This window comes from Heliorestis acidaminivorans (assembly GCF_008933955.1).
Classification (GTDB): Bacteria; Bacillota; Desulfitobacteriia; order Heliobacteriales; family Heliobacteriaceae; genus Heliorestis; species Heliorestis acidaminivorans.
The window spans coordinates 163,977-183,207 of sequence record NZ_WBXO01000005.1 but is presented as its reverse complement, the minus strand read 5'-3'; the positions used below and the strand labels follow the sequence as shown (position 1 = coordinate 183,207).

The 19,231-nt window shown below is 41.9% G+C and carries 21 protein-coding genes; 2 read left to right on the top strand and 19 right to left on the bottom strand.

Going from position 1 to position 19,231, the window contains the following annotated elements:
• Positions 1-15: 15 nt before the first annotated feature.
• Positions 16-2,241 carry a DNA helicase PcrA gene (gene pcrA, locus F9B85_RS08460; RefSeq protein ID WP_479723891.1) on the bottom strand — a complete coding sequence of 742 codons (2,226 nt, stop codon included), beginning with the start codon at positions 2,239-2,241 and terminating at the stop codon, positions 16-18.
• An 81-nt stretch (positions 2,242-2,322) separates the two neighbouring features.
• On the opposite strand from pcrA, the gene F9B85_RS14385 reads away from it, so the two are divergent.
• The gene (locus F9B85_RS14385; protein ID WP_170270339.1) at positions 2,323-2,496 is read left to right on the top strand and encodes a hypothetical protein; all 174 of its coding nucleotides are present in this window, start codon (positions 2,323-2,325) and stop codon (positions 2,494-2,496) included.
• Positions 2,497-2,575: 79 nt separating this feature from the next.
• Here the strand turns inward: F9B85_RS14385 and F9B85_RS08455 are convergent, their stop codons facing one another.
• The 5 genes from F9B85_RS08455 to F9B85_RS08435 all read right to left on the bottom strand — a co-directional run bounded on the left by F9B85_RS08455 (position 2,576) and on the right by F9B85_RS08435 (position 7,484).
• Positions 2,576-3,109 carry a hypothetical protein gene (locus F9B85_RS08455; RefSeq protein WP_151619951.1) on the bottom strand — a complete coding sequence of 178 codons (534 nt, stop codon included), beginning with the start codon at positions 3,107-3,109 and terminating at the stop codon, positions 2,576-2,578.
• 57 nt (positions 3,110-3,166) lie between these two features.
• Positions 3,167-4,018: an ABC transporter permease subunit gene (locus F9B85_RS08450; RefSeq protein ID WP_243138126.1), complete on the bottom strand. Its 852-nt coding sequence runs from the start codon at positions 4,016-4,018 to the stop codon at positions 3,167-3,169.
• 26 nt (positions 4,019-4,044) lie between these two features.
• Positions 4,045-4,977 carry an ABC transporter ATP-binding protein gene (locus F9B85_RS08445; protein WP_151619949.1) on the bottom strand — a complete coding sequence of 311 codons (933 nt, stop codon included), beginning with the start codon at positions 4,975-4,977 and terminating at the stop codon, positions 4,045-4,047.
• A gap of 5 nt (positions 4,978-4,982) precedes the next feature.
• Positions 4,983-6,008 (bottom strand): DUF4367 domain-containing protein, encoded by a 1,026-nt coding sequence (locus F9B85_RS08440; protein ID WP_151619948.1) that lies wholly within the window; start codon positions 6,006-6,008, stop codon positions 4,983-4,985.
• Positions 6,009-6,080: 72 nt separating this feature from the next.
• Positions 6,081-7,484, bottom strand: a complete 1,404-nt coding sequence (locus F9B85_RS08435; protein WP_170270337.1) for an MFS transporter — start codon at positions 7,482-7,484, stop codon at positions 6,081-6,083.
• Positions 7,485-7,653: 169 nt separating this feature from the next.
• Between F9B85_RS08435 and F9B85_RS08430 the strand changes: the two genes are divergently transcribed.
• Positions 7,654-8,259, top strand: coding sequence for a ferritin family protein (locus F9B85_RS08430; protein ID WP_151619946.1), 606 nt, complete (start codon positions 7,654-7,656; stop codon positions 8,257-8,259).
• A gap of 32 nt (positions 8,260-8,291) precedes the next feature.
• On the opposite strand, the gene F9B85_RS08425 is transcribed toward F9B85_RS08430, so the two are convergent.
• The 13 genes from F9B85_RS08425 to hisZ form a co-directional block, all read right to left on the bottom strand.
• Positions 8,292-9,326 carry a sensor domain-containing diguanylate cyclase gene (locus tag F9B85_RS08425; protein ID WP_151619945.1) on the bottom strand — a complete coding sequence of 345 codons (1,035 nt, stop codon included), beginning with the start codon at positions 9,324-9,326 and terminating at the stop codon, positions 8,292-8,294.
• 194 nt (positions 9,327-9,520) lie between these two features.
• Entirely contained in the window at positions 9,521-10,465 is a 945-nt protein-coding gene (gene mnmL, locus F9B85_RS08420; RefSeq protein ID WP_151619944.1) for a tRNA modification radical SAM protein MnmL/YtqA, read from the bottom strand.
• Between the two features lie 210 nt (positions 10,466-10,675).
• Positions 10,676-10,903: a hypothetical protein gene (locus F9B85_RS08415; RefSeq protein WP_151619943.1), complete on the bottom strand. Its 228-nt coding sequence runs from the start codon at positions 10,901-10,903 to the stop codon at positions 10,676-10,678.
• A 100-nt stretch (positions 10,904-11,003) separates the two neighbouring features.
• Positions 11,004-11,258: a hypothetical protein gene (locus F9B85_RS08410; protein WP_151619942.1), complete on the bottom strand. Its 255-nt coding sequence runs from the start codon at positions 11,256-11,258 to the stop codon at positions 11,004-11,006.
• A gap of 124 nt (positions 11,259-11,382) precedes the next feature.
• A complete protein-coding gene (hisIE, locus tag F9B85_RS08405; RefSeq protein ID WP_151619941.1) occupies positions 11,383-12,057 on the bottom strand; it encodes a bifunctional phosphoribosyl-AMP cyclohydrolase/phosphoribosyl-ATP diphosphatase HisIE in 675 nt (224 codons plus the stop codon).
• Entirely contained in the window at positions 12,045-12,830 is a 786-nt protein-coding gene (gene hisF / locus F9B85_RS08400) for an imidazole glycerol phosphate synthase subunit HisF (protein WP_151619940.1), read from the bottom strand. Before hisF ends, hisIE begins: the two co-directional genes overlap by 13 nt.
• Positions 12,824-13,576, bottom strand: a complete 753-nt coding sequence (gene hisA / locus F9B85_RS08395) for a 1-(5-phosphoribosyl)-5-[(5-phosphoribosylamino)methylideneamino]imidazole-4-carboxamide isomerase (RefSeq protein WP_151619939.1) — start codon at positions 13,574-13,576, stop codon at positions 12,824-12,826. The genes hisF and hisA overlap by 7 nt, the downstream gene beginning before the upstream one ends.
• Positions 13,573-14,181: an imidazole glycerol phosphate synthase subunit HisH gene (gene hisH / locus F9B85_RS08390; RefSeq protein WP_151619938.1), complete on the bottom strand. Its 609-nt coding sequence runs from the start codon at positions 14,179-14,181 to the stop codon at positions 13,573-13,575. The genes hisA and hisH overlap by 4 nt, the downstream gene beginning before the upstream one ends.
• A 93-nt stretch (positions 14,182-14,274) precedes the next feature.
• Positions 14,275-14,868, bottom strand: a complete 594-nt coding sequence (gene hisB / locus F9B85_RS08385; RefSeq protein WP_479723890.1) for an imidazoleglycerol-phosphate dehydratase HisB — start codon at positions 14,866-14,868, stop codon at positions 14,275-14,277.
• 2 nt (positions 14,869-14,870) lie between these two features.
• Positions 14,871-15,998 carry a histidinol-phosphate transaminase gene (gene hisC / locus F9B85_RS08380; protein ID WP_151619936.1) on the bottom strand — a complete coding sequence of 376 codons (1,128 nt, stop codon included), beginning with the start codon at positions 15,996-15,998 and terminating at the stop codon, positions 14,871-14,873.
• Positions 15,999-16,040: 42 nt separating this feature from the next.
• Positions 16,041-17,321 (bottom strand): histidinol dehydrogenase, encoded by a 1,281-nt coding sequence (gene hisD / locus F9B85_RS08375; RefSeq protein ID WP_151619935.1) that lies wholly within the window; start codon positions 17,319-17,321, stop codon positions 16,041-16,043.
• On the bottom strand, positions 17,321-17,980 hold the full coding sequence (gene hisG, locus F9B85_RS08370) for an ATP phosphoribosyltransferase (RefSeq protein WP_151619934.1): 660 nt from the start codon (positions 17,978-17,980) through the stop codon (positions 17,321-17,323). The genes hisD and hisG overlap by 1 nt, the downstream gene beginning before the upstream one ends.
• A gap of 2 nt (positions 17,981-17,982) precedes the next feature.
• On the bottom strand, positions 17,983-19,203 hold the full coding sequence (gene hisZ, locus F9B85_RS08365; RefSeq protein WP_151619933.1) for an ATP phosphoribosyltransferase regulatory subunit: 1,221 nt from the start codon (positions 19,201-19,203) through the stop codon (positions 17,983-17,985).
• Positions 19,204-19,231 lie beyond the last annotated feature (28 nt).

Here is a 19,231-nt window from a genome sequence, read left to right as displayed (position 1 = left end):
CATGACAAGGTCTGCTTAGATTTTCTTCAAGGGAGCAAACTTGAGCAGAAACTTCTTGATGCCTTGTTCAGGAAAAGCAACAGATATTTCTTGGTTCTCGCCACTTCCTTCGGTCTTCACAACAACACCTTGTCCAAACTTGCCATGCATGGCTTTGTCACCAACAACAAAAACGTCAGTAGCCTTTGTTTCCTTCGCTGAGGGAGAAGAGGAAATGCCTGTAGACATAAATGGATTAGCATTCTTGGAAGTCGTTGAAGTAGTGGAAGAACTGAATTGGCTTGTACTGTTCTTATTGTTCATGGAAAAAGTACTTTTTCTTTCTGGTGTTACGTTGACCGTTAAATCAGCTGGTATTTCCTCAAAAAATCTAGATTTGCCATTACATACAGTATTACCAAAAATTGTTCGCTCACATGCGCTCGTTAAAAAGAGCTTCTCTTCTGCTCTTGTGATAGCCACATAACAGAGACGACGTTCTTCTTCTAATTCTTTGTCATCCATAAGAGCTCGATTATGCGGAAACACGCCTTCTTCCATACCAGCTACAAAAACAACAGGAAACTCTAAGCCTTTAGCCGAGTGCATGGTCATCAGGACGATAGCATCATCTTCTTCTTTTAACTGATCTGTATCAGAAACGAGAGAAACAGAAGCTAAAAACTCTTCTAATGTCTTCTCTTCCGCCTGTCGATCAAACTCTTGAGTTACTGAGCGCAATTCTTTGATATTCTCGATGCGGCCCTTTGCTTCTTCTGTTCCTTCAGCTTGTAATTCAAGCATATAACCAGTCTTAGCGAGGACTTGATCTAGAATCTGCGTCACTAACAGGTTAGGCGCTTCTTGACGTAGTTCTTCCATCATCTCATGAAAAGCTTGTATCGCTTTGGCCGCTCTCGTCATGCCAGGAATTTCTTTCACTCTTTGTAGCGTTTCTGAAAGCGTCCAGTTCTCCTTATAGTTGTGAGCAAAGAGGCGTGCTATGGAAGCATCTCCAATACCTCTTTTGGGAACGTTAATAATACGCTTCATGCTTACTTCATCAGCAGGATTGGAGATAAAACGCAGGTAAGCAATGATATCTTTAATTTCTTTACGTTCATAAAAGCGCAGTCCACCGAGAATACGGTACGGTAGGGCTGAGTAAAGCAGATGTTCTTCTAAAACCCGAGATTGTGCGTTTGTTCGGTAAAGAATAGCAAAGTCACTAAAGTTTCTCTTGTCTTGTCGAACTAGCTCCTCAATAGTGCGAACGATAAAGCGACTCTCATCATGCTCATCGCGACCTTCGTAAAGAGCAATTTTTTGGCCTTCACCTTTATCTGTCCAGAGGCGCTTTTTCTTCCGTCCGCAGTTATTGCTGACTACAGCATTAGCAGCATTTAAGATCATACTGGTAGAGCGGTAGTTTTGCTCTAACTTAATTATTTCCGTATCAGCATAATCTCTTTCAAAGTCCAAAATATTCTTAATGTCAGCGCCACGCCAGCCGTAGACGCTTTGGTCATCATCACCAACGACACAGAGATTGCGATGCTCTCTAGCTAATAATTTTACCCACAAGTACTGCACATGGTTGGTATCCTGATATTCGTCAATATGGATGTATCGAAATCGGTTTTGATAATATGCTAGAGTAGAAGGTTCTTGTTGGAAGAGACGAACACACTGTAAAAGCAGATCGTCAAAATCAAGAGCCACATTGTTTCTTAATTTCCGATCATAGAGATGATAAACTTTGGCCACCGTCTGGGCAAAATAGTCGTAGGCTTTGCGTTCATAATCTTGAGGGCTAGAGAGCATATTCTTAGCAGAGCTTATAGCGCCTCGCACAGCCTGGGGATTGCACCGTTTATCGTCAATATTTAATTCTTTCAGACATTCTTTGATTAGTTTCAATTGATCATCGCTATCGTAGATCACAAAGTTACGGTGGTAGCCAATCTTATCTCCATCACGACGCAAAATGCGCACGGCGGCAGAGTGAAAGGTCGAAACCCAAAGGTTGTCCCCTTCCGGGCCGATTAACTTTCGTAATCGTTCCTTCATTTCTCCCGCCGCTTTATTGGTAAAGGTTATGGCCAGTATATGGAAAGGGCTGACACCTTTTTCTATCAATCGAGCAATACGATATGTTAAAACTCTAGTTTTCCCTGATCCTGCTCCCGCTAAGATCAACAGTGGTCCATCTTGATGTTCAACAGCTTTCTGTTGCTCAGGATTTAGTGTGTTGTAGTTAATGGACAAAGATCCTGTCCTCCTTCTTAGATACCTTGGCATTATTTTATTGTACCATAAAAAACGCTGAAGGGATGAAATTCCATGCGATACAATCCTGTTTACTCTGCTTTCGAAAAAATTCAAGCTATGAACAGCATGAAAAGTTATCAGCAACTTTTGAGTGACGAAATGACTAAAGCCGACCCTAACTTTGAAGTAGTTAAATATTACCGCCAGCGACTTAATCGCTGTCGTCAGATCTTAAATGGTCGTTAGGATAGAAAGAAAAAATAATCGCATAAGAAGGAGCAGGTTCACGATTGTTTGAACCTGCTCCTTCTTATGCTAATTCTTGCTACTTTAAGTTATTATCGTGATCATCTTCTTGTGCAAAATCTCTCAAAGTGCTATTTAACCTTTGGGGATCTGCTTTTTCTAGCGGCAGTTCTTCAAAGTTGTTCCGTGCCCTTTGGAAGAAGTCAAGATCAAAGTCTTCAGTAGCTCTCTGATTCACTTCTTCTAAACTATCGTTAGTAATTCTCGTTTCTGCATCGTGGGGATGATCAATTCTTTCTTCAGTTTCTGCTTCTCTAGGAAAATCTTCTCTGTGGAACTCCTGTCTATGCAATTCTTGTCCATGAAATTTCTCTCTGTTTAAGTCTTGTTCCTTGTTACTATGCCTATCTTCCCGAGCTTCCTTGAGGTTCTTTACAGGGTCTGTAAACTGATCGCCTTCGTCAAAACCGGGCAAGCCCACGCCAAGTCCGAAATTGCCTTCGTCGACCACTCCTGTGGTGATTGGATCGATTTGTTCGGCCTTACGCTCTTTTTCATCTTCACGACGAGGCAATGGATAGATTCTATCTTCTTTTTTATCCGATGTGGTCATAACATCACCTCCAAAAGTAGTATCGGGGGAAGTGTTGACCCTTATACCTGTCGGCTTTTAGAGATCCCTTTTTTGAAAAGTGTATACAGCTAAAGCCAAACAAAGGATAACATAGAAAAGAGTGTACCAGACCATGGCGTTAGTTGGTGGCATAGAAATGCCAAAGGGACCAACAGTCATAGCTTGCAAGGGATTTCCATCAGTAGTCGTCACAGTGGCGAGCATTTTGCGATAAAGAGCATCATTAGGCATAAATAAACTAATAGCAATTCCGATATTCAATAAATCGGCTCGCGCTACCATACTGCCAATTTGCTCCAGAAAACCACCTATCGAACCGAGTCCATAGAGCAATACAGCTACAATGCCTGCTGTGATCGTACGAAGCAAAGTGCTCAAAAGCAAAGCCAGAGCTAAGAGTACTACTGGTTGCCAGACAAAAAGCAAAGCACTATAGAAAATGCTTTCTGGTCCTGCCAGCGTCAAAGCTAAAGGGTTGTAGAGTCGGTTGATAGCAATTACACCAACATAAAGTAAAAGAGCATAACCAATAAGCATGCCTGTATAGCCTAAAAATTTGCCTAGTACAATCTCCCACCGTTTGATAGGTTTAGATACAACAGCATGCATAAGACCATTTTCAATTTCTGAAGCAATAGATCCAACACTAGCTAATAAGGCCAGTAAGGCTAAGATAAAGGAAGCAAAGTAAAGACCTGAGCCTAATAGTTGATGGCCGATAATCTGCTGGATCATTACTTGTTGAGGACCTGCTACATCGAGGCGTAGCATTTCTCGAGAAGCGAACTCTAAAGCCAAGCCGTAGAGTAAAAGAAATACTAGAGATAGCAAAAGAGTTATCAAAAAAACTTTTTTCCGCGATCCTTCCAAGAAGGTCAAGCGGGCCATAGCCAACAAATTAACCCCAGCCTTTCTTATGCCTCTTTAACATAATCTATAAAGAGCTTTTCCAGTGAGTCTATCTGCGGAGTTACTTCATAAAGAGGTATATTGGCTTTGATCAGCTCTCGCGTTAGATTTGGAATATCATCAGTGGAGATAGAAAATAGAAACTCCTGACGCCCTTCTGTGACCAGTTCAGAACTTCTAATGTGATGAGAAAGCACTTCGTAAGGGAGACGGTGAATTTCTGCTAGTTGTTCTTGACTAAGAGGCCCTAGCAAGACTTTCACGCGATAAGCTTTATTAGCTAGCTCACGCCAGTCGCCTTGGAATACGAGGCGACCTTTTTTGATGATCGCGATACCATCACAGACAGTTTCTAATTCACTGAGGAGATGACTATTTAGGAAGATGGTCTTGTTTTGCTCTCTTAGTTCTATAAGCAAGTCGCGCACTTCTATGCGCCCTAGCGGATCTAGGGCCGACGTAGGTTCATCAAGAAAAAGCACTTCTGGATCTGGCAAAAGCGCGCAAGCTAACCCGATACGCTGTTGCATGCCTTTACTGTACTTACCTACCCGTTCTTTTTCACGATCTCTAAGACCTACTTGCCTTAAGACACGCGGAATAGCCTGAGTGATCTCTTCTTTCGATAAACCGAAGAGGGCTCCATGGTGAAAAAGCAACTCTTCGCCAGTAAGCCAATCATGATAGCGAAAGTTTTCTGGTAAAAAACCGACTTTCGATCTCGCTTCTTCTCCTTTTATCGGCTTACCCAGAATGTTAGCAGAGCCTGAGTCAGGATGTAGAAGACCGACTAACATTTTGACAAAAGTGCTTTTACCAGCACCATTAGGTCCCAAAAAGCCAAATATAGAACCTTTAGGGACTGTCAGAGTAATATCCTGACAGCCCCCTTTTCCTTCGTAAGTCTTCGTTAACTTCTGCGTTTCTATGGCATTCATTAAGCTCACCGTAGAGACTGAGCGATTTGAATCAATGTTTCTTTATCCAAATTACCATGCATTTGCATGATTACACCATTGTCCATCCACATAAGGTGACCCATACCTCTAGGTGATAGACCGTAAAGCGCTTCTTGTCCATTAATCTCTAAGCGATCCATCTGCCCTTCAACATAAGGAACAATAGCTGTATTTTTCCAGTCATCGATGGCCGCTAACTGGCTTCTTAGCTCTTCTGGTAATACTGGTAAGTCTAACAAAGCATTTCGCACTGCTATTTCATCGACACCGCCGGGCACATTGATCTCAGGGCTATTGAACTGGCTAATATTAAACTGCTGTTCTTCGTCAGCATGTATATATTGCATGCGAATACCTTTAGGAACAGCGATCTCAAAAGTTTTATTTTGCAGATTTTCTGGCAGTAAAGTCTGCGCCCCTAACTGTTGCAACAAGGCGTTTACTTGATTTACATCAAGAGTAAAAGCTACGTGACCTCCCTGGTGTATGGTCACCGGTTCATTAAGACGAAAAAGCTCCGGTACAAAAGCTGGTGTCTTCACAGGAAAAGGTATCTGCTTTCTTGCTTCGGCCAGCGGCAATTGGTTTTGTACTGGCTTTTCTCGCACATCAACTTTACCAAATTGCTGTAAATCAATTTCGCCTACTTGTGTTTGAATATTTTGAGCTAGATGTTGCATTTGTTGAGGATTAACTTCTACAATTTCAATGCGCTGGGCTCGAAATTGAGCTAGAAAATCAGCGGCCGCTTGTCGTAACGGTGTCATCGTAAAAAGACCAACTAACAAGACAGCCGCTACAGCGCCTGCAATCCACTTGCTTCGATCATCTTTTCTTTCTTCAATTCTGTCTTTCTTTTCATCTTCTCGGTCCATTCTTGCTTTATGACCTTCTACTTTATGCTCTTTTGCTTCTGCTTCTTTATTCCTATCAGCTCTATGAGTCTCAGTATGAGAAATCTCTTTGTCTCCTATAGGTTCATTTTTTTTCTGCTTAGGATCTTTATCCACAAAAAAAACCTCCTGCACAGCATTTCCTAACCATAAGCTTTTATGGTTCAGTGTGACCGGCAGGAGGTTTTTTTATGCACTTTTTTGTATTCTTTTCAAGGATATAGTTAAGATCATGCCCAGTAGGCTTACAAAAGTAACAACGAAAAAGATATCAGTAAAACCTTCTCTTGGATGACCGAGCGCTGTGGCTGTGGCTAGTAAACCACCCATAATAACAGGCCCTAAAGTGTTACCTAGGGAGCGAATTACCGTCATGACAGCAAGTCCACTAGTAACTTCTTGTCGATCAACTTGTCCTATAACTAGTAAGTTTAAGGGAGAACCAATGACTAGACCTAAGCCAGCTCCAAGAAATACTAGTCCTATGGTGGCCATAACAAGAGGTATCACTGTTTCTAAAGAAATTGGCAAGACAGAAGAAGCTAGTAGCGCTAGGATAATTGAGCCAATTGTACTGCTAGTGAAGCCAAAGAAAATTGCTTTTGGTGCCCCAAAGCGGTCAGCAATAGCACCGCCTAAGGGAGAAGTAATCACACTAGCCATAGCCAGGGGAAGAACCATATAGGAAGCTCGACCGGCAGGGAAGTCTAAAACGTACTCCACATAAGCTGGTAAGAAAAGAATAGACATCATGACCACACCAGATAAGAGAGCCATGAGAAAGACTATGGTGAGGCTACTATTCTGAAAAAACTTCAAGTTGATGACAGGATCTTCTGCTCTTTTTTCTACATAAATGAGTAGGGGTAATAAAGCCATACCTGCTAACAGAAATAGATAGACATTAGGCTTAAATATACCAGTAATCCCAAGATGTCCTTGAATATGACTTAAGCCTAACATAAAGCAAAAGATAATAGCACCAGTAAGCATAGAGCCTTTGATATCCATGGCTTTAAATTGACGCTCACTAGTTTCAGCATTTTCTGGCAAAGTAAATGCTAGTAAAAGTATGACCATAACTGCAGGAATATTGACCCAGAAGAGCCAGGGCCAGGATAAATGTTCTACGAAGAAGCCACCTAGTAAGGGCGCTGTAATAGACGCAATGCCCCAAGTAGCTCCATAGAGACCTAAAGCTTTGCCTCGCTGTTCTTTGGGAAAAGCTAGTCCAATCTCAGCTACAGCAATAGGTAAAATGCCGCCGCCTCCGATAGCTTGAATAGCTCGTCCTATTAATAGTTGATATAGATTGTCAGAAAGGCCACTTATTAGAGAACCTAAAGCAAAAAGGGTTATCCCGACCATAAATACTTTGCGTCGTCCAAATTTATCTGCAATTTTGGCTGTAATGGGCATAGATACAGCATACATGAGTGTATAAACTGTGACAGCCCATACTCCCCACTTAGGAGAAATATTAAAATCCCGAATAATGGACGTCAGGGCAGGACCTAAAATATTTTGATCGAGTGCTCCTAAGAATACGCCTGAAAGAAAGGTGATCAGTATGCGAATTTGTCGCCCTGTCAATATCGTACCTACTTTCATGGTTAAACATTATTTAAACAACTTAAAGAGTACCATAAAAATGCTTTTTATACTACTGTAAGAAAATCTCTGTTACACCCTTTGATTCTTCCTACATACAATACAAAGGGATATTTGAGTTATTACTTCCTCTAAGGAAGGAGGTTATGTAATGGCAGGCTTTGACGATTCTTCTTACGAGCGGCTTTATCAGTATGCTAACCCAAATCTAACTCATAGCTATGATTCTCATAAAGCTAAGCATCCTTCAGGACCTGACCACAATGGGCATCCTCACCAAGAGCATAGTCCACATGATCGCCACCATCACCATGATCATCACCACGATCATCATGATCACCATCGACCTAGCTCTCCCTTGACTGATAAAATTGCTAAAGCTATTGTAGACGAGTTTCAAGCTGTTCAGTTTTACACTCGCTTAGCAGAGTTAGCGCCAACGATGGAAGCAAGACAGATTATTCGTGATATTCTTGCTGAAGAAAGAAGAGATCATTACCGCACTTTCGTAGATATCTATAGAAGCCTAACTAATCGTCAACCTAAAGTCTCTGCAGGACCTTTACCAGCCACATATGCAGCAGGACTGCAAATGGCTATTCGCGATGAGTTGCAATCGGTCGCAAACTATCAGGCCATCTCGGAAATGGCCACAGATCCTTATATTTCCAAAGTCTTTTCCTCTGCCGCCATGGATGAACAGCGCCACGCTTCCTGGTTACTTTATCTGTGGATGCGCCTTATTACAACGCCCTAAAATAGCCCTTAATAAAAGAAAAGCCCGAGCACTTAAAGTCGCTCGAGCTTTTCTGATCCTAAGACAACACCGTTGCCACCTGCTTTTTTGGCACAGTACATAGCTTGATCAGCTTGCTTAATAAGTCGATCTATCTCCCTGTCTTCTTCAGTTTCAGCTACAGCTATACCAAAACTAGCATGAATAGTAAGCGTTTCTGGTGGTGATGTATTCGGTAAAACAACTACCAATTCATTAATGCTATTGCGCAACCTTTCCGTAACTTTAACAGCTTCTGACTTATCCGTAGCAGGTAAGCAAACTATAAACTCTTCTCCTCCATAACGACCTACATGATCGTAAGGTCGGCAAGAATTTTTTAGCGCTGTGGCAAAAGCTTGTAAAACTACATCGCCAACTTGGTGTCCATAATGATCATTAATAGCCTTGAAGGCATCGATGTCAGTAATGATTACGCTTAATGGCTCTTTATTACGCATAGACCTCTGTAGTTCTATAAAAAAACGATCCATAAAGGCCCGTCGATTTAATAATCCCGTCAAACAATCTGTAGATGCCAATATCTCTGCTTTTTGCCGCTCCATTTCCAACTCTGTTACATCCATAGAGTTCATAACTAAACCAGTAAAGCTATTGTCTTGAAAAACTGGACGTATACTACACCAGTAGATATGTTCGCCTATTTTCTTACGAAAATATTCAGGACCACGCACTGTTCCCGATGAAATAGAGTTAATTATATTCTCAAGACGTTTTCGCTCTTCTCCCTGATGAAATTCCATAAGCAAGCGGCCTCGAATTTCTTCAGCTTTCAGATTGCAAAAGCTTTGACAGAAGTCATCATTTACTTCTACAACTTGTAGATTAGCATCTACTAAAACCATCCCGCCAGGCAGATAAGCAAGCACTGTTTGCCAATGCTTCCATGGATTATCTAGACCTGCTATTTTGGATTCTGTTTTTTCAATAAAGGCGGCCCACTTAGACATTAGTGGCGCTTCTTTTGTTGATAAGTTTTCAGAGTCATGGCATCGCAATCGTGATTTTTCTTGACCTTCCTTGTTCATTAACTCACACCCTTATTTCGCTTCGTCCTCTTTTCTCTATTTCTTGTAATATATTCTAATATCATCATGAAATTGTAAATATTCTTCTGAGACTGTCTTTCTTTATTGAAAGAGTAATTACTTTTTGGTCATTGCTTCCAATGATTCTATATTAAAGTCTTAATTTCCTTTTTTTATATTGTATTTTTACTTTGTTAGAAATGTTGATTTTTTCCTTGCCAGCTGTGACGCTCTCGTAATAAATCATCAATTCCTTGCAGGACTTGCCACTTATTAGATACCCAAGAAGGGCCTAGCAAAAGATGACGAGGTGCATCGCCTGTTAAACGTTGTATAACGACAGAAGGTGGTAATATTTCCAATATATCAGCAACCATGTTAATGTATCTTTCCCGTTCTAAAAAAGAAAATCTTCCTGCTTCATAGTCTTCAACTAAGGCTGTACCTTTCATCAAATGAAGAACGTGAAACTTAAGTCCTTGAATATCCATATCTGCTACGGCTTGTCCTGTCTGTAACATCTCTGCTTCACTTTCACCAGGTAAGCCGAGAATTATATGGGCACAAGTTCTTATTCCACGAGAGCGCAGTCGTTGTAAAGCCTCGTAAAAAGCAGTACTATCGTGACCTCTATTGATACGTTCTAGCGTTTTATCATGAATGCTTTGCAAGCCCATTTCTACCCAGAGATATGTTTTTTTATTAAGTTCAGCAAGTAGATCGAGAATCTCTTCTGGTAAACAGTCTGGTCTTGTTGAGATGGAAAGCCCCACAACATCTTCTTGTGCTAAAGCTTCTTCATAAATACTTTTTAGATAGGCGGGATCAGCATACGTATTTGTGTAAGCTTGAAAATAGGCTAAATATTTACCTCGAGGCCATTTTTTTTGAATCCTTTCTCGTATAGCCCTAAACTGTTGAGTAATTGCTTGCTCCGGATCACCAGCACAAGCTCCCGAACCCTGAGGACAGCAAAACACACAACCACCACTACTGATTGTCCCATCACGATTGGGACAAGATAACCCAGCGTTAAGAGAAATTTTCATTACTTTTTCTCCGAAAAGTTCTCTTAAGTGGTAGTTAAAAGCATGATACCGTTTGTCTCCCCAAAGTAGAGGAGTATTTCTATCATTCAAGAAGGAACGCCCTTTCTTTTTTTCTTATTCTAGCATTGCCAGAATTGGAGTACAACTTATTCTCTCCCTTTATGGCAAGACCTATCTAAGTAGTATGAAAAGACAAAAAAGGCAGTTGATTCTTTTTCAACTACCTTCTTTCGTATCTTTATTCTTTTAACCTTTATGGAGAATATAACTTTATAATGAACTGACCCTAAGTTATTAGAATTAACTGGAGCTTGCTTCTTGCTCTCCCTGAGGGGCAAAAAAGCGAAGCATATCTGCTAAATCTTCTTCTAGGCTCTTATAAAACTCTAAAACCATAGCTTCTTCTGAAGACTCAATCTTGCTGTGAAATATGTCCACAACATATTGTGGTAGTTCCTCATGCTGTTCTGCCATAAGCTTGATAGCGTCGATGGACAGTTGTACTTCTTCTTTACTCTTCCAAGTCATGTGAAATACCCCATTTCATATCCTGATAAACAAGATGTTACTATATTTTCCTTATCATGTATAGGTGAAATCGGTCGTCATAATCTTGTTTTTTTCGCTTTTAGTGGAGTACGTTATGCCAGATTCGATCATGTTTGTCTTCTTCAATAATTTCTTCTTCTTCGATAATATCCCAAGCTAAGCGAATCTCTAGTCCTTGATGTTCACCACGGCGAAACTTTACGGATAATAAAAATTCTTCTGGAATTTCTACTTTGGCATCGCCAACACGAAAAGCCCCATTTTCTAGTTGCTTGATAATCGAACGTAAGCTTTTTATTGCATCTTCTCTATTTGCGACAATAGCTCTACTCACCTTACTATCTCCTTCCTAGCTTCTTTATTCTTTAGTATGGAAGAGAAGAAAGAAAGCTATGAATCAAAAGGCAAATAAAAAAAGACTCAGTGTAAGTTCACTGAATCTTCCATAGTCTTTATTTTCATCTTCTTTTATTTAATTCCTGCGCTAGGTCGGAAAGCTCAATATTTTGATGACGCAATAGCACTAAGAGGTGATAAAGAAGATCGCAACTTTCATAGATTAGTTCTTCTGCTTCGTTGTTTTTCGAAGCAATAATCACTTCAGCCGCTTCTTCGCCAATTTTTTTGAGTATCTTATCTTGACCTTTAGTAAAAAGGTAGGTTGTATAAGAACCTTCAGGCATCTCTTCTTTACGTTGAGCAATAACTTGACTGAGACCTGCTAGGACTTCTCCAAGCTCAGCCTTTTGATCTTGAGTCGCTTGCTCCGTTACTTCTGTGCTCATAGGCTGAGAGGAGTCTACAGGTCGGAAGCAAGAGCGTATTCCTTCGTGACAGGCAACTCCCACTTGTTCTACTTGAAAAAGTAGAGCATCGCCATCGCAATCGATTTCCATTGATTTTACAATTTGAATATGGCCGGAAGTTTCACCTTTATGCCACAAAGATTGACGACTACGACTATAAAAGTAAGTTTGTCCTGTCTCGATAGTTTTTTCTAGAGATTCTTGATTCATATAAGCTACCATCAAAACTCGTCCATCCTGGTAGTCTTGAATAATAGCTGTAACGAGTCCCTGAGGGTCGTATTTTACTTTTTCTAGCTTCTCTTTGGCTATCTTTAGCGGTGCCATCGTCGTACAGGCACTCCTCTCTCTTCTAAGAAGGCCTTTGATTCTCGAATCGTATATTCCTTGTAATGGAAAATTGAAGCGGCCAGCGCCGCATCAGCTTTTCCTTCTGTTAGTCCTTCATAGATATGTTCCAAATTACCTACACCACCTGAAGCTATGACAGGAATAGTAAGAGCTTCACTGATGGTGCGACATAGGGCAATATCGTAGCCATCTTTGGTGCCGTCACAATCCATACTAGTCAGTAGAATTTCTCCTGCACCTAAGCTTTCTACTTTTTGAGCCCATTCGAGAACATCTAAGCCAGTTGGTGTTCGTCCTCCATGGATGTAGACTTCCCAACCTTCTGTAGTCTCTCCTGCTTCGTTACGGCGTCTCCGAGCATCAATAGCTACTACTATACATTGAGTGCCAAATTTCTTCGCACTTTCTTCGATTAACTCTGGTGTCTGTACAGCCGATGTGTTTAATGAAACCTTATCAGCGCCAGCTTTGAGCATTTCTCGAATATCTTCTACTGTACGAAGACCACCGCCGACAGTAAAAGGGATAAAAACTTCTTCTGCAGTGCGACGAACCACATCTAGCATAATAGCGCGACCATCAGAAGAAGCAGTAATATCTAGAAAAACTAATTCATCAGCGCCTTCTCGATCATAAAGAGCCGCTAACTCTACAGGATCACCAGCATCACGAAGATTGACAAAGTTGGTTCCTTTGACGACACGCCCTGCATGAACATCCAAGCAGGGAATGATTCGCTTCGTTAGCATACCTCTTTCCCCCCGGCGATAGCTGAACGGGCAACTTTAATCGCCTCAGGTAAGTTTATCGAACCTGTGTAAATGGATTTACCAAGAATTGCACCTTCTATGCCGTCAGAATGAAGAGCCGCCGCTTCTTTTACATCATCAATAGTGGCGAAGCCACCAGAGGCGATGAACTTTAAGCCTGTTTTTCTAGCCAGATCGGCTGTAGCTTTCAAGTTTGGACCTTCCATAGTGCCATCTTTGGAAATGTCTGTATATATAACACGAGTAGCACCTAGTTTTTTCATTTCTACAGCTAGTTCTAAAGCTGTCACTTCTGACGTACCAGCCCAACCATCTGTGGCAACCCAACCGTCACGAGCGTCTAAGCCCAAAACGATACGGGAGCCGTATTTTTCACAGGCTGTCGCAAAAAGATCGGGGTTCTTAAGAGCCGCCGTACCCAAAATAATTCGAGAAACACCAAGGTTTAAGTACTTATCAATAGTGGCCATATCACGAATGCCCCCACCAATTTGAACAGCCACAGTAAGGTTATCTAAAATCGCCTTAATAGCCGTCATATTCTGGGGGACGCCTTCAAAAGCACCATCAAGATCGACAAGATGAATCATCTGCGCTCCCTGCGCTTGCCAAGCCATAGCTTGAGACACCGGATCATCGTTATAAACAGTTGCTTCCGTCATACGTCCTTGGTAAAGACGGACACAGCGACCTTCTTTTAAATCAATAGCTGGAAAAATTATCATTGTTCTACCTGCCTTCCAAAGTTCTGTAAAATCTTTAGACCCAGGTCACTAGACTTTTCAGGGTGAAACTGTGCACCAAATATATGATCTCGTCCTGCAATGGCACAAAAATCAAAGCCATAATCAGCCGTTGCAATAATCAAAGAAGGATCAGCTGGATCAACATAATAAGAGTGAACAAAGTAAAACTCCGACTGAGAAGGTACACCTTCTAACAAAGGACTTGCTTGACGAATCGTCAGCTGATTCCAACCCATATGAGGTACCTTCAACCCAGGAGGCAAACGACGAACCCGCCCTGGAAAAATGGACAACCCCTTATGAAGGCCTCCCTCTTCACTCTCTTCAAACATCAACTGATAACCTAAGCAAATGCCCATGAAAGGCTTTCCTTGTTCTATTACCTGATCAATAGCAGGAATTAACTTACTCTCTCGCAAATTCTCCATGGCATCAGCAAAAGCACCTACACCAGGTAATATAACAGCTTTAGCAGAAACAACTTGCTCCGGATCACTAGTTATAAAGCCATTGTAACCTACTTTTTCTAAACCTTTCTGCACACTCCGCAGATTACCCATACCGTAATCAATAATCGCAATCATTGTTCGTACTCGCCTCCTTTTTTCACCCGGTCCGGCTTGGTCTAGCTGAAGAAAAGTGCCCCTAATTACTTGACACTAATAAGCATATTAAGCTTACAGCACTTCCTTCGTAGAAGGTATCTTATCAAGGCTTCTCGGATCAAGAGCCACAGCTTGCTTTAAGGCTCGTCCTAAACCTTTGAAGATAGCCTCGATGATGTGATGGCCATTGCCACCTTCTAGCAGGTGAATATGCAAGTTCATAGCACCATGATTAACGAGACCGCGGAAAAATTCTTCCACTAGTTCTGTTTCCAGAGTACCTACTCGCTCTACAGGTATGGTTACTTTATAGACTAAGTAAGGTCGACCGCTTAAGTCAAGACAAATTCGCACTAGTGTTTCGTCCATAGGTACATAAGCGTGACCGTAGCGAGTGATACCTTTTTTCTCGCCTAAAGCTTTTAAGATAAGATTGCCAAGACAGATGCCTAGATCTTCTACAGTGTGATGGTTGTCCACTTCTAAATCGCCTTGACAAGTTAGATTGATATCGAGCTGACCATGGCGTGCTAAAAGCGTAAGCATATGATCGAGAAAGCCAATACCAGAGGATCCTGTAAAGCGACCTGATCCGTCTAGGTTGATTTCCATAGCGATGTCTGTTTCAGCCGTTTTTCTGCTGTACTTTGCTATTCTTTGTTCTATTTTCATAGAGCCCACCTCTTTTGAAGCGGATCATATATTTCCTCTAAAGCTTGAAGTAGTTTATCATTTTCTGACGGTTCACCAATTGTAATGCGCAAAGTTCCATTAAGACTAGGTGCACCGCCTAGCTTACGCACCAAAAGAGCACGGTCTAATAAAGCTTGATGAATGGTCTGACTCAACTTAACCTGTTCTTCTTCTGTCTCTGCAAAGGGACGCAAGAAGACATAGTTAGCATCAGTAGGATAGACTTGCCAAGGAAAAGGCTTTAGAAGTGGCAATAGCCGCTCCCTTTCCGCTAGAATCGCTCTAAGTTGCTCTTGAAAAGCCTCTAATTCCTCTAAAGCAATTACGGCAGCTCTTTGAGAGAAAGCGTTAACGTTAAAAGGTTGGCGAACTTTGTGCATCTCCCGAATGATTTCCTGCGATGCCATAGTATATCCAACGCGCAAGCCTGCCAATCCGAAGGCTTTGGAAAAGGTACGTAAAATAACCAAGTTGGGAAATTCCTGTAGACGGCTGACTAGGCTTTTTCCCGAAAATTCATAGTAAGCTTCGTCAACTATAACGAGCTTATCAGTGCCTTCTAAGACAGCGATAATATCTTCTTCGGCAAAACAATTACCAGTAGGGTTATTAGGGTTACAAATCACAATGACCCTTGATTCCTCTTGAGCCGCCGCCGCTAAAAGGCCAGCAACATCAAGTCGGTAAGTTCCCTCTTCTTCCTTTAAGGGTACATCTATTACCTGTCCACCTACATATCTTGTAGCCATGCCATACATGACAAAAGTAGGATGAGAAATTACCGTAGCCAGTCCAGGTCCTCCGAAAGTGAGCAAAATTAACTGAATAGCTTCGTCAGAACCATTAGATACCAAGATTTCTTCAGCTGACCTTCCTGTATAGTCACATAAAGCTTGACGCAATTCTTTGGCTTCTGAGTCAGGGTAGCGGGTAAAAGGATAGGTCGCTATATCTTCTTGTAACCTTTTGGCAAAAGATTGAGGCCAAGGAAAAGGGTTTTCATTGGCATCTAACTTAGCACCATCAGGGTAGACCTTAGCTTGATAAGGAACCATATCTCTTATATCTTGTCGAGCCCATTTTAGAGGGCCTTTCATTTCCATGCAATTATCACTTCTTTCTATGGACCACTGCTACTATAGGAGCTACTTCTTAAGGCGCACCGCTATAGCATTAGCGTGAGCATCTAAGCCTTCTACTTTAGCTAAGGCCATAATATCTTCAGCAGTATTATAAAAACGCTCTCGCGAGTAGGCGATAACACTTGTCTTTTTCATAAATGTATCGACGTTTAAGGGTGAGTAAAAACGAGCTGTCCCTCCTGTCGGAAGAACATGGTTAGGACCTGCATAGTAATCACCTACAGGTTCAGGAGAATACGGACCGACAAAGATAGCACCAGCGTGGGTCAGTTTGCCTAGAAGACTAAAGGGCTCAGCAGTCAAAACTTCTAAGTGTTCTGGTGCATAGAGGTTAGATACATGACAAGCTTCTTCTAGATCTTTGACTATAATAATTGCACCATTGTCGCGAAGTGCTTGAGCCATCAAGTCTTTTCTCGACAAGGTTGCCATCTGAGTTTCGATTTCCTTCTGCACAGCTGTAGCTAATTCAAGAGAAGGTGTCACCAAAATGGCGGCGGCCCGCACATCATGTTCTACTTGTGAGAGAAAATCTGCTGCCACATAAGCTGGGGAAGCTGTATCATCTGCAATTACAAGAATCTCAGAAGGACCAGCTAGCATGTCAATATCAACAGTGCCGTAGACTTGCTTCTTCGCTAAAGTAACATAAATATTTCCAGGCCCCGTAATCTTGTCGACCTTCTCCATACCTATACCAAAAGCTAGGGCGGCAACAGCTTGAGCACCGCCCATGCGATAAATTTCTGTTACTCCAGACTCTGCCGCCGCTACAAGCGTATAAGGGTTAATCGAGCCATCTTTGCCTGGTGGTGTAGCCATAACAATGCTTTTTACCCCGGCGACTTGTGCTGGAATAGCGTTCATGAGTACTGAAGAAGGATAAGAGGCAAGACCGCCAGGTACATAAATACCCACGCGATCGAGAGGACGAATTAGTTGTCCAAGCATGGTGCCATCACTTTCTGGTTCTATCCAGGAAGGTCGCATTTGCTTTTCGTGAAACTTTCTTATGTTTTCACAAGCACGGCGTAGTGCTGCTAGTACAGTAGCATCTACTTCTCCATAAGCTCTTTCGATTTCTTCTGCACTAATAGCAAAGTTATCTTCCCTTACATCAGCACCATCAAAGCGTTTAGTATAAGCAAAGAGGGCCGCTGTGCCTTCACGACGTACTTTGTCAATTACTTCTGCTACTTGTCCGGCTACTTGATCATCATCGTTGCTTTTTTTCTGAAGTAGCTCATCAGCTTCTGCAGATGGATAGTGCAGTACTTTCACCATTAAGAACGGACCTCCTTGTCTTTGACATTACGGCGTACCTCTTCTATTAAAGGCTGGATGCGACTGTGCTTGAGTCGATAAGATACTCTATTAGCTACCATACGTGCAGTGGCACTGAAGATATCTTCTATAGCTACAAGTTGATTCTCCCGTAGTGTTCGTCCTGTGGAAACAATGTCTACAATCATATCAGCAAGACCTACAGCAGGAGCTAATTCAATATTGCCGTGAAGCTTAATTACTTCCACTTGCATACCTCGCTGGCGGAAGTAGTTTTCTGCTACGTTAGGAAACTTCGTAGCAACACGGCGATGATTAAATTGACTGATGTCACGTCCATGAGCTGTCACTTCTGGTAAGGCAACAACAAAGCGACAGTAGCCAAAGCGCAAGTCAACAAGCTCCATTAAATCTTTGTCTTGTTCAACAATCGTATCTTTGCCTACAATACCTAAGTCAGCGGCACCATATTCTACAAAGGTCGGAATGTCCGTGGGACGACAGATGATATATTTAAGACCTGCTTTTTCATTAGTAAAAACCATTTTACGGCTATCTTCTTTTAAGCCATCAACACAAAGACCTGCTTCTGCCAGTATATCGACGGCATCACCATATAGCTTACCTTTTGGCAAAGCAATAGTCAGTAAGTTTCTCATGGTCAGGCCTCCTTCTTAACGTCATCAGCGTCTTCCCTTGGTGATAAGGCAAAGTAAATTATATCTGCAATACCTCGTTCACGACCATAAGCTTTCAATGCTTCTTCTTGTCGACCTAAGACGTCAACTTCTACTCTAAAGCCTCTTGCTCGTAATCGTGCCGCCTTGGCAAAAATTTCAACAAGATCGTCGCCACCAAGTAGAACATCTGGTTTGGTATGGGTTTTTGGTTGTTGGTTGCGAGAAAGCGCTAGCAACACTCGATCTAATCCAATGGCAAAGCCTGTAGCAGGGCAATCATAGCCTACTTGGGATAAAAGTCGATCGTAACGGCCGCCACCGCAGATTGGAAAGCCTAAGCCTACTGTATATCCTTCAAAAACGATACCCGTATAGTAATCAAAACCACGTAGCACTCCCAGATCAAAAGCTACATATTCTTCAACACCATAAAGGCAAAGAGCTGAGTAAACTTGATGTAGATTCTCTAAGCCTTGGCGTGCTTTTTCATTTACTGCTAAAATTGAAGCTTCTTCTAAAGCTTCTTTGCCACCGTGAAAAGTAGGTAGACGCAGAAGTAGCTCCGCTTGCTCTAAGTTAAGATGATGGTTTTGTAAAAATTCTTCTAAACTAACAAAATCTTTTTTGGCTACGAGATCACGAATCTTGCTTTTGTCTTCTGGCGATAGAGGCAATTCATCCATAATTCCATTAAAGACTTCTATCTGTCCAATAGAAATCTGGAATTCTTCAAGACCTGACTGACGCAAGGCTTCCACAGCTAGCGCTATAACTTCAGCATCTGCTAAAGGACTAGATGCTCCAATAAGCTCTACGCCAGATTGAAAAATTTCACGCTGACGACCTGCTTGAGGTTCATCATAGCGAAATACGTTGGCGCCATAAAAAAGCCTTTGAGGCAACGTATCTTTGTACAAGCGAGAGGCCATAAGTCTGGCGATAGGCGTAGTCATTTCAGGACGCAAGACCATAATATGTCCTTTGCGGTCAAAAAACTGAAATAGTCTCCCAGCCATCTCTTCTCCTGTGTCAATCGTCAGGACATCAAGATACTCCACCGTTGGTGTCATTACTTCTTCATAACTCCATGACGTATAAAGCTGAGCCCACTTATTCTCTAGAACTCTTCTTAATTGGGCCTCTCCTGGCAGAAAATCCCTCATCCCCGCTGGAATAGGCAACAGGCTACGATCTTTGGCCATAATGACGCCAATACCTCCTCAATATAAT

Excerpts from the sequence above, each read along its gene's own strand:
- F9B85_RS14385 (WP_170270339.1), top strand. The coding sequence starts at position 2,323 with ATGCGATACAATCCTGTTTACTCTGCTTTCGAAAAAATTCAAGCTATG.
- F9B85_RS08455 (WP_151619951.1), bottom strand. The coding sequence starts at position 3,109 with ATGACCACATCGGATAAAAAAGAAGATAGAATCTATCCATTGCCTCGT.
- F9B85_RS08450 (WP_243138126.1), bottom strand. The coding sequence starts at position 4,018 with ATGGCCCGCTTGACCTTCTTGGAAGGATCGCGGAAAAAAGTTTTTTTG.
- F9B85_RS08445 (WP_151619949.1), bottom strand. The coding sequence starts at position 4,977 with ATGAATGCCATAGAAACGCAGAAGTTAACGAAGACTTACGAAGGAAAA.
- F9B85_RS08430 (WP_151619946.1), top strand. The coding sequence starts at position 7,654 with ATGGCAGGCTTTGACGATTCTTCTTACGAGCGGCTTTATCAGTATGCT.
- F9B85_RS08425 (WP_151619945.1), bottom strand. The coding sequence starts at position 9,326 with ATGAACAAGGAAGGTCAAGAAAAATCACGATTGCGATGCCATGACTCT.
- F9B85_RS08415 (WP_151619943.1), bottom strand. The coding sequence starts at position 10,903 with ATGACTTGGAAGAGTAAAGAAGAAGTACAACTGTCCATCGACGCTATC.
- hisIE (WP_151619941.1), bottom strand. The coding sequence starts at position 12,057 with ATGGCACCGCTAAAGATAGCCAAAGAGAAGCTAGAAAAAGTAAAATAC.
- hisF (WP_151619940.1), bottom strand. The coding sequence starts at position 12,830 with ATGCTAACGAAGCGAATCATTCCCTGCTTGGATGTTCATGCAGGGCGT.
- hisA (WP_151619939.1), bottom strand. The coding sequence starts at position 13,576 with ATGATAATTTTTCCAGCTATTGATTTAAAAGAAGGTCGCTGTGTCCGT.
- hisH (WP_151619938.1), bottom strand. The coding sequence starts at position 14,181 with ATGATTGCGATTATTGATTACGGTATGGGTAATCTGCGGAGTGTGCAG.
- hisC (WP_151619936.1), bottom strand. The coding sequence starts at position 15,998 with ATGGAAATGAAAGGCCCTCTAAAATGGGCTCGACAAGATATAAGAGAT.
- hisD (WP_151619935.1), bottom strand. The coding sequence starts at position 17,321 with ATGGTGAAAGTACTGCACTATCCATCTGCAGAAGCTGATGAGCTACTT.
- hisG (WP_151619934.1), bottom strand. The coding sequence starts at position 17,980 with ATGAGAAACTTACTGACTATTGCTTTGCCAAAAGGTAAGCTATATGGT.
- hisZ (WP_151619933.1), bottom strand. The coding sequence starts at position 19,203 with ATGGCCAAAGATCGTAGCCTGTTGCCTATTCCAGCGGGGATGAGGGAT.